Genomic DNA, 14854 nt, shown 5'->3' with positions numbered 1-14854 from the left:
CTGGTTTGGTGATTAAAGTGAGAGGTGTTTCTGTGTTTTTAAAACGTAGTGCGTACTGCGTATTGCGTAGAAAAGAGCTTGGTTGCACCGGACACGGAATACGCGATACGTATCGAGACCAGGTTCAAAAATAACCTGTGGTCGACCTTTCGCTATACCGCTACCATTTCACTTAAAATCGACTCAAAAATAAGCTTGCCGTCGTCGGAGCCGAGCATGTTCTCCACGGCACGTTCCGGATGGGGCATCATGCCCAGCACGTTGCGCTGCTTGTTACAGATTCCGGCGATGTTATCAACCGAGCCGTTAAAATTGGTGTCTTCGCTGACGTTCCCCTGTTCATCGGAATACCGGAATATCACCTGGTCGTTCTCCTGCAGGTCACGCAGTCCCTCTTCATCGATAAAGTAATTGCCTTCGCCGTGGGCAACGGGAATTTTGAGCACTTGCCCTTTTGAAAGTGCGCGCGTGTAGATAGAGTTTGTTGACTCACACCGCAGGTGCACCTGCTTGCAGACATACCGCAGTTCCTTGTTGTGAAGCATGGCTCCCGGCAGCAGCCCGGCTTCCAGCAAGATCTGGAATCCATTGCAGATACCCAGTACCGGGCCGCCCTTTTCGGCGAATTCCACGACCGACTGCATGATGGGAGAAAAACGGGCAATCGCCCCGCAGCGGAGATAGTCGCCGTAGGAGAAACCGCCGGGAATCAGCAAAAAGTCGATGCCCGACAGGTCGGTATCCTTATGCCACAGGAATTGAGTTTCTACATTCATGATATGGGCCAGCGCATGATAGGCATCATGGTCGCAGTTGGAACCCGGAAACGAGATTACGCCAAAAGTTGAAGACACGGTTATCCTTTAATTTCGGTGATTAGTTGAATTTCCTTGAGTATGCTGTTCACTTGGAAGCATTCTTCGAACGATCCCTCATACACATTGGCCTTGCCCTCGTTATGTACTTTGAAGGTCAATTTTTCCGCTTTTGAACGGCTGCAGCCGGTTGCTTTCATAATCTGGTTGATTACTTCATCAAATGTATGCTCTTCGTCGTTGTACAGTATAACGCGCCAGGGTGTCTTCTCCTTGTCTTCCTCTTTTTCCTCTGTCATTACCTCGACCGAGGGAGTCTCTTCCGGAGTACCGGGATCGGGCCTGGGGTTGTCTGCCGAATCGATAGAGAACGGATCTACCATAGGCATTCCGCTAGTTTTCATTGATCGTTATTTCAAAATCTTCCATTACCTCGTTGGCCAGCAGTTTTGTGCAGGCTGTTTCAGCAATTTCATGAGCTTTTTCCTTGTCTTCCGCATCGATATCGAGCTCAATAAGTTTGCCGATTCGGACCTCATTCACTTCACTGAGACCCAAGTTTTGGAGGGCGTGATGGGTTGCCTTTCCCTGTGGATCAAGAATCGATTTGCGGAGCGTGACGTTAACGGTTGCTTTGTACATAAATAAGGTTATTCAATATTCAATATTGCCAGGTGAAGTCCGCCACCTGAAGATATATGCTTTGGTTGTAAAATTCGGGAAAATCAGTTGTCAAAGTTAATAGTTCTGATGCTTAGCTGCTAACCTGAATTTTACCGCAGGGCCGGGCCAGGTTTTTTCACAAATGTTGGGACGGCAACAGCCCAAGTGCCAGTCTGGTTATGGGACAATTAGTGTAGTCGAGGGCTTTGTAAAACCCTCAATTCCTCGTTCTGAGGGATTTGTACTCCCGTTAAAAGGTCACCAAGGTCGGTAGTACAACTCCCTCCCAACAAAATAGCAGGTTCGGCAACGGTCCCTAGTAGTTATTTGGGGGATACAGACCGCAATTTTTCCTCTTTACACTCTGTTTATTTGTCCCTGTATCCAATAAACACAGCGGCTATGCGAGTTTCTGTTGGATATCGTCAGCAATATGCTTGGCGTGAATCCGGGTATTTTCGATAAAGAGGCTGTTGGTATCCATGCCCCCGCAGACCACTCCGGCCACGTACATGCCCGCGCGATTGGTCTCCAGGGTGTCATCGTCATAGATCGGCATCCTCGTTTCGTCATCAGTCAGCTCAATGCCAAACTTTTCCATCAGGTTGAAATTTGGCTTGTAGCCAGTCAGGGCCAGCACAAAATCGTTCGGAATTATCTTTTTGCCTTCCGGGGTATCGAGGACGACCTCTTTTTCACGAAATTCTGCCACCTCGGTGTTAAAATAGGCCTTGATCTCATTTTTTTTGATGCGGTTCTCGATATCCGGTTTTACCCAGTATTTAACCGTCTCCTTGATGCCGTCTCCGCGAATGGCCATCGTTACGTTGGCCCCGGCGCGGTAGGTTTCGAGAGCGGCGTCAACCGCCGAGTTTCCAGCCCCTACAACAAGCAGATCCTGCCAGGCGTAGGCGTGAGCTTCATCGTAATAATGACTGACTTTTGGCAGATCTTCCCCTGGAACATCCATCTTGCGGGCGATGTCGTAAAATCCTGTTGCGACCACGACCTTGGAGGCCGCATACTCATCTTTGTCCGTTGTCACGGTATAACGGCCATCCTCGCCGTCAATATTTCGGACCTCTTCATACAGGTGAATCGGCAACTCATAGCTTTCGGCCGCCCGCCGGTAATACTCCATCGCCTCGCGGCGCGTCGGCTTGTGACCATGGGAAATAAAGGGGATGCCCCCGATCTCCAGTCGGTCGGAGGTGGAAAAAAAGGTCATATTCTTGGGATAGTTATATATTGAGTTAACGAGGCATCCGCGTTCGATAATTTTAAAGGGAATATTTCGCTGTTTCAGGGCAATGCCGGTTGCGAGTCCAATAGGACCGGCACCTACGATTATTACCATTTTTACCAGTGTTTAAAGTTTAAAGTGATAGTTGCGGGAAGCTTACACATCAATTTTTTTCGCAAAAAAGTTCACTATGGTATTATTTAACCAGCCGGGCGGTTCGCTCCAAAACCCCACATGTCCGCCTTCGTCCGTAATGACATGAGACATCGAGCGGTTTGCTTCGATCTTCTCAAGCGGTATTATATCCATTGGACAGATCGGGTCAGACCGGCTGTGTACCACCAGGGTGGGGATCCCGATATGCTCCAGAAAGTGTTGTGACGAGCAGCGGCTATAGTAGTCGTCCGCTCCATCAAAACCGTGCAGGGGCGCGGTCACCTGATCATCAAACTCATAGATGGTATTCCCCTCAAAGGTGGGAAGATCCGGGTAGAACTCGCGTTTTTTCTTCAGTTTTTCACGTAGCGTGCGAATGAAATTGATCTCATATACGCGATTAAATCCCCGGGAAATGTGTTGAGCTCCCTGCGCCAGGTCGTAGGGTACGGAAACAGCTGAAGCCACCGCCAGCGGGTGTCGGCTCTTTAGTTCACCGAGCGACTTGAGGAGGGCGTTGCCGCCCAGGGAAAACCCCACAGCCCCTATCGGTGCATTCGGAAACCGCTCACCAACCCACCGGATCACGGTACTGATGTCCTCAGTTTCACCCGAATGATAAAAACGCCGCTGCCGGTTCAGCCTGCCGCTGCATCCCCTGAAGTTGGTTGCTACGACCGTATACTCCTGCTCTGAGAACGCCCGGGCCAGCTCCGTTATGTAATACCGCTTTGAGGAGCCCTCCAGCCCGTGAAAAAGAACCACCACCGGCCGGTAGCTGGGCGCCTTGATAACGTCGAGATCCAGAAAATCGTTGTCTGGTGTAGGGATTTCGATGCGTTGGTGATAAGGATCTTCCGCATTGTTAAACAGTGAACGCCCGATGGTATGAAAATGACCGTTCAAACACCAGGACGGCGCCTGAAAGTCAACAATATATGGCAGGTCTGTCTTCAATTATTTCGTGATTTAATTTGAATTCTTAAGTATAGGCCAGTTCTGTTTTTTCATCAAATGCTATTAAGGAGCAGGTAGAATAATATTCAAGTGTCCAGTTATCTGCACTCTTCGAAACCAGTTGAAACTCTTTGCCATTGAAAAGAGGAGTGGGCACCGGCGGTAGTTTACAGTTATGGGATAACATTATGGATACAATTCCTTACCTTCCATACCAGAATAGGTAAATTCAAGCAGTTTATTAAAAAATGACCAATCGATTTGATGAGACCCCTCCGGTGGAAACCGACAGCAGTAAAAAAACGGTAGCCTCTTCCCGCGTACGCATGAACGAGCTGGTAATGCCCAATGACACCAATCCACTCGGAAAGCTTATGGGCGGACGCCTGATGCAGTGGATGGACATCTGTTCGGCGATCTCTGCCCAGCGTCACTGCAACCGAAACGTGGTTACCGTGGCGGTCGACAGCGTGGAATTTAAAAATGCGATCGACCTGGGAGAGGTTGTCGTCATCGAGGGCGAGGTAACCCGAAGCTTCAATACCTCGATGGAAGTGGCGATGCAGGTGTGGGCGGAGAATCTCCGTACCGGTGAACGACGCCTGTGTACCACCTCATTCTATACTTTTGTAGCTGTTGATGCGGATGGCAAACCGGTGCCGGTTCCCCGGATTATTCCGGAAACCGACTTTGAGCAGGAGCGCTATGAGCAGGCTGCAGAACGACGGGAAATGCGGCTGCATATCTCCAAACAAAATGAAGATGCCCACAGGAGGCGGAACAGGGAACATTCGTAAATCCTGACCAGCAAATCTTGCATCCCCCCCCCCAAACTCAAGACTCAAAACCCACAACTATCTTACCAGCACCAATTTGATGGTCGTTGAACGAGATTCCGTTTGCAGGTGGGCAAAGTAGATGCCGCTGCTCAGGTCTTGTGCATCAAAATGGAATATATGGATGCGCGCTCCCAGCTCGCTGTCGACAAGCTCCCCTACCTTTTGTCCCAGGATATTGTAGATTGAGATATTGACATGGCTCTTTTCAGCCAGGTCGAGACGCAGGCGTGTGGAGCCGTTAAATGGGTTTGGGTAGTTCTGAAAAAAATCGGTTACCTGTGGAGGCTGTGCAGACTGCACCCGGCCCTTCCCCGATACCTGAAACGGCTTTTGAGCCCGGGCTGCCTGTATTTGTGAACGAAGCTCATCCAGATTGTCGCCAAAAGCGTAGACAAATCCCACCCTGACTGTAGCGTTTGCCCCGACGGTATACGGCCCGGAGGCCACTACGGCGGATGCATCTGCCCCCGAAACGGACGTATGTTCAGTGCCGGCGCTGAGTGCGTATTTTTTTTCGTCATCGGTAAACCCATCGTAGATCCCGAAGTTCGCCCCCCTCCCCGAAGCCGCGTTATCGATCGCAAACACGCTGGAGGTGGGGCCCAGGCTTGCTACCGCCACGAACGGCTGCGTGCTTTCGGGATCCTCGTCATAGATGTAGAGAATACTGTCCTGCGGGCTGTAGGAGATCCCGTTGTTACCCGCTTCTTCGCCAATATCCCAGTCGTTAAACAGGCCGGCATAGACCTCCTCAAGTTCAAGATAGGATGAAGGATTCCGGATTTGATACAGCATGAGCACGGTGTTGGAAAGATTGGGTCTCCGGAAGGCATACGTTGTCAGTTCAATATGGGCAGAACGGTTATTCACGGTATCGGTCGTAAAATGGGTGTGCCCTTTCAGATCCGCCTCGGCTGCCAACGAATCAAGCCGAACGGTTGACTGCGGATTAAAGTCGCGCGATACGGCACCATCCGCGGTGCGAACGGCATCGTGCATCGTGCGGTTAACCTGCAGCATAAGTCCTCCTTCAAACAGCAGGTTATTCCGCTCTACATACTGGCCGTTCACCTCGTCGCGGGGAATAAATCCAACCCCGCCCTCCTGGCTGAGAGGATCGGTAAAGCCGATCGTGCCGTCGGCTGAGATGGAAATCTTAACGCGGTTTTCGGCCATCGTATCATACAACAGGTCGCCATACCGGACCACATCAAAATCCTCATAGCCATTCGAAGAATCTTCAAATTCCAGCACAAAGGTTGGGACCTGCTCCAGGTTGAAGCTGCTGCTGATCTGCAGGGGCACCGTTACCCGGACGGTGTCGTCCGTAGAGATAGAGCCTAACGAACGTGTCGGCTCCCGAAGCTGAATCCCGTCTCCCGAAAGGGACGCAGCGTTCATCTCAAGATTTGAAGTTGAGGCCCCGTAGTTGACGAGGGTAATCTCCATGCGACCAGGTTCGTCAAACCCCAGCTTCTGTCCAATTTCATTGACAAACCCGACTCGATCCACCTCGATTCCGGGAAAGTTGCTGCTCACCGCCGTTGAGGCGTTAATCTTTCCACGCCCGAGCAGTATCCCCATGTCAATCCGGTCTGAAGAAACCCGTATTTGTTGAGCGATCCGCCGGGCCGACCACCCGGGATGCCGGGCACGCAGGAGCGCGGCCAGGCCTGAGACTACGGGTGTTGACATCGAGGTTCCGCTTTTGGCCCCAAACCCGTTATTGCCGACGGTACTTTGGATGCCCGATCCTGTTGCAAGAACATCCAGCCCCAGCCCGTAATTGCTGTAGCCGGAACGCCGGTCGGTTCCCGGCTCCACAGACCCTACCGACACGACATCATTGTATCCTGCCGGGTAGATTACTTCCGCATTCCCCTCATTGCCGGCGGCCCCGACCACCACGGCTCCAAGACGGGTAGCGTACTCGATGACCTCTTTTTCTGCTTCAGAAGAGCCGTATCCCCCCCAGCTGCAATTGATTACATCGGCGCCGTTGCTGGCCGCGTACAAAATTCCTTCAAATCCAAAAGCGATCGCCTCCGGATCTGCGGGGACGCCGCCTGCTTTAACAGCCATATACCGGGCCTTGTACCCCGCACCCGCCAGTCCCAGGCCGTTGTCGGTTTCCGCAGCAGCGATGCCCGCCACATGGGTTCCGTGGTCGTTGGCATCCATCATCGGGTCGTTGTCTTCGGTAACATCTCCGGAGAGCGTGCCGCCGGCCCAAAAATCCCAGCCGATCACATCATCAACAAAACCGTTCCCGTCATTATCGATGTTGTCACCGGCTATTTCATCTTCATTCTCCCACAGCTTTTCATCAAGATCAGAATGGTTGTAATCCACCCCCGAGTCAATAATTGCAATCACTACGTCCGGCGACCCCTGTGTAACCTCCCAGGCATCATAGAAGTGATGGTATTCTTCATACGGATTCCTGAACTCCTCGTCCGGGATATGCTGGGTAAACCGGAGGTATCGGGGTTCGGCATACTCCACCCCCTCCAGGCGGGACACCTTGGCCGCCAGCCAGGCAGGATCAATATCTGCAGCGTACCGGACAGAATAGATCCGCTGCAGTCCGGCCACCGCTTTTTCAACTTCAGAGTTGTTGGAAAAACCTGTGCCTGCTTCATTTTTTCGGAAATGGAACTGGGATTGTTCCCAGATCGGTCTGGGATGCGCGGCGCCAAACCTGTTTAGAAATTTATGGATCTTGTCTTTTGGTTCAGTACCGCTTTTTTGCCGGAGGGTACCGAGCGTCTGCTGATCCTCATATTTAATGATAAGCGTATTTGGGAGATACTGCGGGCGGCTGCCCTGCGCGGGGAGAAGTCCCGGCACAAGCAACAGGATACTAAAAGTAACTGCGAAAATGGGTATATATATCTTCATTTAGCAGGATAAAAGTTTCCAGGAGCCCAACCAATCCGGCACCAACCTCGCTGCAGTGCAGTCATATTTCGGCCTGACAACACCGTTTCCGGATCACGCTCAAGATGCAGGTAAAACCGCACACTAACAAAACCATCGAAAATTTATATATTAGACAAACTCTACTCTAAGAAAGGGGAATATGGCAGCAAACAGTTCCAACGGCACTCCGACCAAACGTATAGCGGCAATCGATCTGGGGACAAACTCCTTCCACGCAGTCATTGTAGATATCTACCCTGACGGGAGTTTTCGCACCGTGGACAAGCTGAAAGAGATGGTGATTTTGGCGGAAAAGGGGATGGGTGACCTGCTCTCGGAGGATGCGATGGAGCGCGGGCTGGCGGCACTGAAGAAGATAAAAATTTTGTGCGACAACCAAGGGGTGGAGGAGATCCTGGCCTACGCCACCAGTGCCATCCGCGAGGCGCGCAACGGGGGGGGATTCATTCAGCGAATGATCGACCAGGTGCAGGTAAAGGCACTGGCCATCTCCGGTACAATGGAGGCCGAACTGATCGGTCACGCTGTCCAACATGGCATTTCACTGGATGAAAAGCCCGTACTGATGGCCGATGTGGGCGGCGGTAGCGTGGAGTTTATCATCGCCAACAACAAGAAGTTTTTTTATTCATCCAGCAAGAAACTGGGGGTGGCCCGGATGGCCGCGCAGTTTGTTTCAACCGATCCGATCTCCAAGAAAGAGAAGAAGAAATTGCGCAACCATTTTAAACAGGAGCTCCAGGACCTTTTTGAGGCAGCTGAAAAGTATGAAATCGATACCATCGTAGGGTCTTCGGGGACGATGGAAAATATCGGCCAGATGATCGCCAACCGGAACGATATAAGCACCAAGATGACGCTGAATGAACTGCAGTTTTCAGCTAAATCCTACAAGAAATTTTACAAGGATTTCATCAAGCGCAGTCATGACGAACGCCTCGGTGAAAAGGGACTGGACGACAAGCGGGTTGATATTATCGCTCCCGGGCTGGTCCTGCTAAAACTGCTCATAAAACAGCTCGGAATAGAGAACGTAAAAATATCCGAATCAGCGCTGCGCGAGGGGATGATTCTTCAATACATTAAAAAGGAGAAGGAAAACCTGAATCTGGACCTGCTGGCCGCCAGGTCGGTGGGACGCAATCCCCGGCGGCGAAGCATCTTTGAGCTGCTCCGAAAGTATAAATGGCACGAAGATCATTCTACCCATGTCACCAATATGGCTCTTCAGCTTTTCGATGAACTGCAGCAGGAACTGGAGTTGCCCGACAGCGACCGCGAACTGCTTGAATATGCAGGGTATGTGCACGATATCGGGTATTTTATCTCTCGCAGAAAGCACCATAAACATACGCTGTACCTGATCCGGCACTCCGATTTGCGTGGGTTCAACAACGAGGAGATCAACATCATCGCCAATGTGGCACGTTATCATCGCCGTTCGACGCCTGCCAGCCGGCACAAGTATTATGACCGGCAAAATAAAGAGGTAAAAAGGCGAATACGAATGCTGGCTGGACTTCTGCGTGTGGCCGACGGACTGGATCGAAGCCACTATCAAAATGTGCAGAATCTGGAAATTGAAATTGTGGACGGTAAAACCTGTTTCTACATCACCACGGAGAGTGATCCGGAGCTCGAAATATGGGGGGCCATGCGCAAACGCCATCTTTTTGAGGAGATTACCGGGCGTCCGCTCGAAATTTATCCCAAAGAGGAGGGACAAGTGGTGGAGATAAAGCAACCCGATCCCTTCCCGGAGTACAAAGCATAAATCCCTGGGGAAGAAAAGGGGTATGGACTTACCTCAGAGGGCTCTGCCTGCCCCTGAAACCTATACCATTGCTGCAATCTGATTGAGCAGCTCCTGGTTGCTTTCGGTATTGCGCAACACTTTCAGCAAGCTCTGCATGCTTTCTTTTGGGGATTTTTTGAGCAGATACCGGCGTACCATGTTCCGCTCTTCGAGGGAATCTTCAATAAAACGCTCTTCATTACGGGTCCCGGACGCGGCGATATTGATAGCCGGAAAGATCCGGTCGTTGGCCAGTTCACGGTCGAGTACCAGCTCCATATTACCGGTTCCCTTGAACTCTTCAAAAATAAGATCATCCATGCGAGAGTTGGTCTCGATAAGGCATGTGGCAATGATGGTAAGGGATCCGCCGCCCTCAATTTTACGGGCCGAGCCAAAAATTTTCTTGGGGATCTCCAGTGCGCGGACATCAAGTCCACCGGAAAGGGTTTTCCCGCTGCTGCTCTGGATGTTGTTGTAGGCACGTCCCAGGCGGGTCAGCGAGTCGATCAAGAGCACAGAGTCGTCGCCCAGCTCGGCCATTCGCTTCACATATCCCAGTGCCAGCTCGCTGACGCGAATATGGCTCGAGGTTGGGTTGTCATTGGAGGAGGCAAATACCTGTGCATCGGTGCTTCGCATAAAATCGGTTACCTCTTCGGGACGTTCATCCACGAGCAATACACTGGTACTTATATCGGGATGGTGCTTGGTGATTGACTCTGCAATTTTTTTCAGCAACACTGTCTTTCCGGTACGGGGCGGAGCTACAATCAGCGCCCGCTGACCTTTTCCAATAGGAGAGACAAGGTCCATTACCCGCATCTCTATATCATCGGCGTCGTAACCGAGCTTGATCTGCTCGTTCGGCATGATCGGGGTCTGCAGTTCAAAGCGGGTGGCCATCTGCCAGTGCCAGGGGTCACGATCGTTTATTTTTTCGATGGAATGGATGTGGCGGTGTCCATGTCCATCCTCTTCGTATTCGCCCTCCAGGATCAGTCCCGGGCGCAAATCGTAATGTTTCACTTCGTCCGGCTTCAGGAAGGGATCACGGGGTTCATAACTGAATTCATGATCTATTTTCCGGGCAAACCCGTAGGTTTTTTCATTGATTTCCAATACGCCCCGGTACTTGCCGGCGACCTCAACGTTGTGATTTTCGTTGAAACGGGGTACAAAGACGTTGTTCTTGCCTTTGTTCTTTCTACCGCGGTTTTTGTTGTTTCTGGAACGTCCCATTAGATCTTTGTTTGAGTTAAACTAACAATCCTGCTTAGCAACAATTCACATGCGTATCGGACAGGCTAAAGCAAGAGGATTGGTAATCTTGTAAGTGATTGCAAAAAATTGAGAGGTGAAGAAAAGAGCAGTGCAGCCCTGTGTAACTGCTGCACTGCAAATTTAACTATCGTATAGAGGGAAGATAATAATGTTTGGAAGAATTTAAAACTTACCGAACGGTGGTTGTTTCTCCGATCCATTCGTAGCAAGAGTGGAGGTTTCCTCCCACCTCAATCTCCTGTCCCTCTTCCAGTGGGTTCGGATCCCACATGAATTTCTCTTCTGTTGTAGGTGTAACAGGTTGATATGACTGATACTGATTTTGCACCTGGGAAGACAGGGAAGAATCTGTTTGTCGGGCCCTGTCCAGATAATCGAGCACCAGCCAGTAAACGACCTTGTCTTTCCGGTCCATTTTTCGACCTCCCGTACACTGACTTACCGCCTGCGAATAGATGGAAGCCATCTGCATGTAGGGCTGCCCCGAGCTGGAATCAAGATTCATGGCCTGGCGGGCAAAACTGCGCGCCTGCTGCAGATTCTCCTTGTTCAGGTAGGCATCTGAAATATCCAGGGCCACCCTCGCTTTTTCAGTTTGATCATCCGTTTTATCAAGCGCCTCTTTCAGGTACCTGATCGCTTCATCATAGTTTGCATTGTTGATCGCGTAATCTGCCAGGGCCCGGGTGTTCTCAAAATTCGGGTTGACCTCATACAACTTGTTGCGTATTTCACGCACTTTATCCATCTGCCCCTGCTGGTCGTAAAGGTCAGCGAGATCCTGGAGAATTGCCGTGCTGTCCGGGTTTTGTTCAAGCTGGCTTTCCAGAAAGGCAATTCGCTCTTTCGGGGAATCAAACAGCTTATTGCGGATAGTATCGAAAAAGGCGAGCAGCTTGTCGTTGGGAGCGTGCGGTTCGGCTTTTTCAATCATATCCAGCGCCTTGTCTTTTTGTTCTTCATTCACCAGGTGCTGCAGCGTGACCTGAACATAGTACCCGTCGCCCGACTGGGTAAATTTCTCGGGATCCTGCTCGAAAAGATCTAAATAAATACCGTAAGCGCGGGTCATGGCATCGTCAATAAAATCGGAATTTTCCTGAAGAAAGCGCGCTTCTTTGAACTTCCATTCAAACATATCGATCTCATCCTCACCGAACTCGTTGTATACTTTTTCGAATATAACCTGGGCCGTATCCAGGTAAGCAGAGCGTTCGCTGGGGTCCTGCTTCTGCATGGCGACTTCGCTGTATGCGGTTATCAACCGATTGAGGTTCCGCTCCAGGTCGAAGCGCGAATAGCCCTTCAGCTTTTTAGGCATCGCTTTGTAGATCCAGCGGCCATACCGTATGGCCCCTTCATATTCCTCGTTTTTATAATTTTCGTAGTAGATAGAATACGCGGATAGTTGATCCAGGCCCATTGGGGGTTGCACATTTTCATCCTGCGCAGTAGATACCAATGGGCTGCAAAGTATCAATAACCCTATTGCCAGTATCAATTTTTTCATGACTCAGTATTTGGTGAATATTTACTTGTTTTTAAGAAACTCCTAAAGCACCCGATATATTTTATTGTAATTTGGGCTGACTAAACATTAGCTCTGCCAGGTTTATGGAAAGCTTCACTCCCCATATCGATTCTTTGACAAGATTTTGAGCTTCTGTTCCTCTCATCCCGTAATGGAAACTAACATCGATCGAAGAATTAGAATTGGGGGAAGGAATTCCTAAACCAGCAGAAAGTAATATTGTTTCGATTCTTTTTCCATCGATTTTCAGATGCCCCGCATCGTAAGATACACCCGCTCTATATTTAAATTGTGACAGAAAGTTATTAGATCCTGACGCAAAAGGAAAGTACCGAATTCCGAAAGCGGCTTTATATCGGTCGATAAGCTGAGCGTCCTGCCGGATCTCTTCGTTGAAATCAAATCCAAAATCAGACCACTCCTCATACAGGGCTTCCGTGGTGAATGAGAGTTTCGGGCTTGCCTGGTAGGTCAACCCTCCACTTAGCTCGAGAGGGAGACGCAGCTTTCCGTCGCCCAGTCCTTCACCTTCCCGAACCGTAATGGTTTCAACAGCTCCTGAACTTATCTGCTTGTCGGACTTCTGTATCCGCTCAGCGTTTAGCACCACCGGCAAGTTTACGGAGGCCCCAATTCTGAGATAATCTCTTTCCTGCAGCAGGTTGGGAAGGGTTATCAACGTACCGAAGCGGTTTCCGAAGCCTGTTCCGCTGGTCTGCACGGTGTATTCCACACTCTGGTAGTCGCTTCCCGGAAATACCGTGGTAATATTATTTTCGAGCGAAGCCAGCACAAGCGAACCCGCGTATCCCACCGAGATATTCCGGGATATTTCCCAGCCAAATCCAAGCTCAATACTATTAATTCCTCCTGTACCCTGGTTTTGAACCGTGGCCGTATCCAGCTGCCCGCCGGATGTCCAGGTTTGATTACCAATAAAGTTGTAGTTTGAGCGGGTGAGCGGAGTAACAGAAGCAGAAATTCCGACTTTATTTTTCTTAACGGGAAGCTGCAACTGAAAATGGTTCGCGGAAAAAACAGACGTTTCTGCCCGCCCCTGGTTATCGGTACCGTTCAGGCGCTCCATCGAAAATCCGCCGGAAGCCAGCGCAAAACAGCCCATTCCCTCCCCGCTGAAACAGGCCATGTTACCCCACGTTGCCGGATTTCCGAGTCCTGCAACGTTGGTTTCATTAAAAGAAACGCCCAGCGCTCCCATTCCGTCAGCACTGGAGGAGGTCAGGTCCACCGGCATGCCAACCCCGATCTTGGAGTAAACGGTGCCCGTACGCGCCTTGTCGGCAGCAACCTGTGCAAACGCCTGAACTGTTAGCAGATTACATATGACCGCTATAAATACAAATTTTTTCAATCTGTGTTTTCTTGATTTTTAACGTAAGTGACAATGAGTTTGGGTCGTTTAGCCTCCGGTGCCTGCTCATTATGAATCAAGCTGGATCGTATAATGCCGTTATTTGTTTCTAGTGACACATAAAATTTAAGTTCCGAAGGCAGCCCATCCAGTAAAACGCTATTGGTAAATGAAGTTATATTAAATCGATAACTCCCGTCCTCCTCGTTGTAGGATCCGTTTGAGAGAACAGAACCTGTTTGCAGGGATATCGGGACATCGGCCGGATCCAGTATCTGCAGCCTGGCTTCGCTTATCGGTCCGCGCCCGGCGGTCGGCGACACCTGATCCATCGTGTTTTCCAGGCGCTGCGTGTCTTCGTACAGTACCAGCTCTACCTTTGAGAGATTCACAGACCCGATATTTTCTCTGGTCAGGTCCATATCAAAACTCACAACTTGCTCCAGCGTGCTGTGCAGTTTAAACGTGTTGTCCGGGGTATCCGGCACGTTGGTCCTTTCGAGGCTGTTGGCCCAATCTCTCGGGGCAACCTCCAGGGTATCACTCTCCGGGTTTTCAATGATAAATTTGCTTGCCTGTGCATCTACCGGCAGCAGCTTGGCTGAATTTTTTGGTACGAGGGCCAGTCCCGGGAATTCAATTCTGTAGAGAGAATCTCTGTTGGCGCCCTCCATCTGCGTGTAATCGCGGTAGGACTGCACCCAGCTTCCGGAAAGGGGGATGTCAACCGAATCCTCCTTTTCAGCTGTAAAAGAGGCCAGCGGGGCATTGCCCGAAAGGCCGGGCTCATCATGTAATTTCCACGCCCTGCCGCGCCAAACCTGATCGAGCTCAACGATGTCATATTCCGCCGGCTGCGTTGTGTCGCCATAGACGAGCTCCTGGTTGAACACCAGCCGAAGCTTCATATTGGCATCCGGGGCCATTTCGGCACTGCCGGAGAGCAACTGGGGACGGAGCAGCCCGGTAACCTTCATATCCCCGAACAGGGGATCACTGAACTGACCCGGCGTGAAATAGGTTAAATTCCCGGAATAGAAGTTGTAGGATTCCGTCTCGATTCCGTCCACCATCAGCGTATCAACCTTGATGGTTGTGTCGGAATCTGTAAATCCGCCTCCCACTACTCCAGATTCGTCGCAACCGACGAGCAGGGTAACACACGAGACTACCAACAACAGAAACAGGACATTTCTGCTTTCAGATGCACGGGATTGTGCAATATTCATAAGCGATGTTAACAGTATGGAAAATCT

At 50.6% G+C, this 14854-nt stretch carries 12 protein-coding genes; 2 read left to right on the top strand and 10 right to left on the bottom strand.

What is annotated here, in order from left to right; genetic code table 11:
* Positions 1–152 precede the first annotated feature (152 nt).
* The 5 genes from purQ to ACG2F4_RS07000 form a co-directional block, all read right to left on the bottom strand.
* Positions 153–854, bottom strand: coding sequence for a phosphoribosylformylglycinamidine synthase subunit PurQ (gene purQ, locus ACG2F4_RS07020; protein ID WP_395259509.1), 702 nt, complete (start codon positions 852–854; stop codon positions 153–155).
* A 2-nt stretch (positions 855–856) separates the two neighbouring features.
* A complete protein-coding gene (locus tag ACG2F4_RS07015) occupies positions 857–1114 on the bottom strand; it encodes an ATP-dependent Clp protease adaptor ClpS (protein ID WP_395259564.1) in 258 nt (85 codons plus the stop codon).
* Between the two features lie 94 nt (positions 1115–1208).
* Positions 1209–1457, bottom strand: a complete 249-nt coding sequence (gene purS, locus ACG2F4_RS07010; protein WP_395259508.1) for a phosphoribosylformylglycinamidine synthase subunit PurS — start codon at positions 1455–1457, stop codon at positions 1209–1211.
* A 421-nt stretch (positions 1458–1878) separates the two neighbouring features.
* Positions 1879–2835 (bottom strand): YpdA family putative bacillithiol disulfide reductase, encoded by a 957-nt coding sequence (locus ACG2F4_RS07005; RefSeq protein WP_395259507.1) that lies wholly within the window; start codon positions 2833–2835, stop codon positions 1879–1881.
* Between the two features lie 42 nt (positions 2836–2877).
* The gene (locus ACG2F4_RS07000; RefSeq protein ID WP_395259506.1) at positions 2878–3783 is read right to left on the bottom strand and encodes a YheT family hydrolase; all 906 of its coding nucleotides are present in this window, start codon (positions 3781–3783) and stop codon (positions 2878–2880) included.
* Positions 3784–4082: 299 nt separating this feature from the next.
* Here ACG2F4_RS07000 and ACG2F4_RS06995 point away from each other — a divergent pair, with 299 nt between their 5' ends.
* Positions 4083–4631: an acyl-CoA thioesterase gene (locus tag ACG2F4_RS06995; protein ID WP_395259505.1), complete on the top strand. Its 549-nt coding sequence runs from the start codon at positions 4083–4085 to the stop codon at positions 4629–4631.
* 57 nt (positions 4632–4688) lie between these two features.
* On the opposite strand, the gene ACG2F4_RS06990 is transcribed toward ACG2F4_RS06995, so the two are convergent.
* Entirely contained in the window at positions 4689–7574 is a 2886-nt protein-coding gene (locus ACG2F4_RS06990) for a S8 family serine peptidase (RefSeq protein ID WP_395259504.1), read from the bottom strand.
* Positions 7575–7755: 181 nt separating this feature from the next.
* Here ACG2F4_RS06990 and ACG2F4_RS06985 point away from each other — a divergent pair, with 181 nt between their 5' ends.
* Entirely contained in the window at positions 7756–9390 is a 1635-nt protein-coding gene (locus ACG2F4_RS06985; RefSeq protein WP_395259503.1) for an HD domain-containing protein, read from the top strand.
* A gap of 60 nt (positions 9391–9450) precedes the next feature.
* Here the strand turns inward: ACG2F4_RS06985 and rho are convergent, their stop codons facing one another.
* The 4 genes from rho to ACG2F4_RS06965 form a co-directional block, all read right to left on the bottom strand.
* A complete protein-coding gene (rho, locus tag ACG2F4_RS06980; RefSeq protein ID WP_395259502.1) occupies positions 9451–10653 on the bottom strand; it encodes a transcription termination factor Rho in 1203 nt (400 codons plus the stop codon).
* Between the two features lie 211 nt (positions 10654–10864).
* Positions 10865–12118 carry a tetratricopeptide repeat protein gene (locus tag ACG2F4_RS06975; RefSeq protein ID WP_395259501.1) on the bottom strand — a complete coding sequence of 418 codons (1254 nt, stop codon included), beginning with the start codon at positions 12116–12118 and terminating at the stop codon, positions 10865–10867.
* A gap of 148 nt (positions 12119–12266) precedes the next feature.
* Positions 12267–13598, bottom strand: a complete 1332-nt coding sequence (locus ACG2F4_RS06970) for a hypothetical protein (protein ID WP_395259500.1) — start codon at positions 13596–13598, stop codon at positions 12267–12269.
* The gene (locus ACG2F4_RS06965; RefSeq protein ID WP_395259499.1) at positions 13595–14827 is read right to left on the bottom strand and encodes a hypothetical protein; all 1233 of its coding nucleotides are present in this window, start codon (positions 14825–14827) and stop codon (positions 13595–13597) included. The genes ACG2F4_RS06970 and ACG2F4_RS06965 overlap by 4 nt, the downstream gene beginning before the upstream one ends.
* Positions 14828–14854: the final 27 nt, after the last annotated feature.

This window comes from Halalkalibaculum sp. DA3122 (genome assembly GCF_043951865.1).
Classification (GTDB): domain Bacteria; phylum Bacteroidota; class Rhodothermia; order Balneolales; family Balneolaceae; genus JAMQKA01.
The sequence above is the reverse complement of the archived record's forward strand: the minus strand, read 5'-3'. Positions and strand labels throughout refer to the sequence as shown.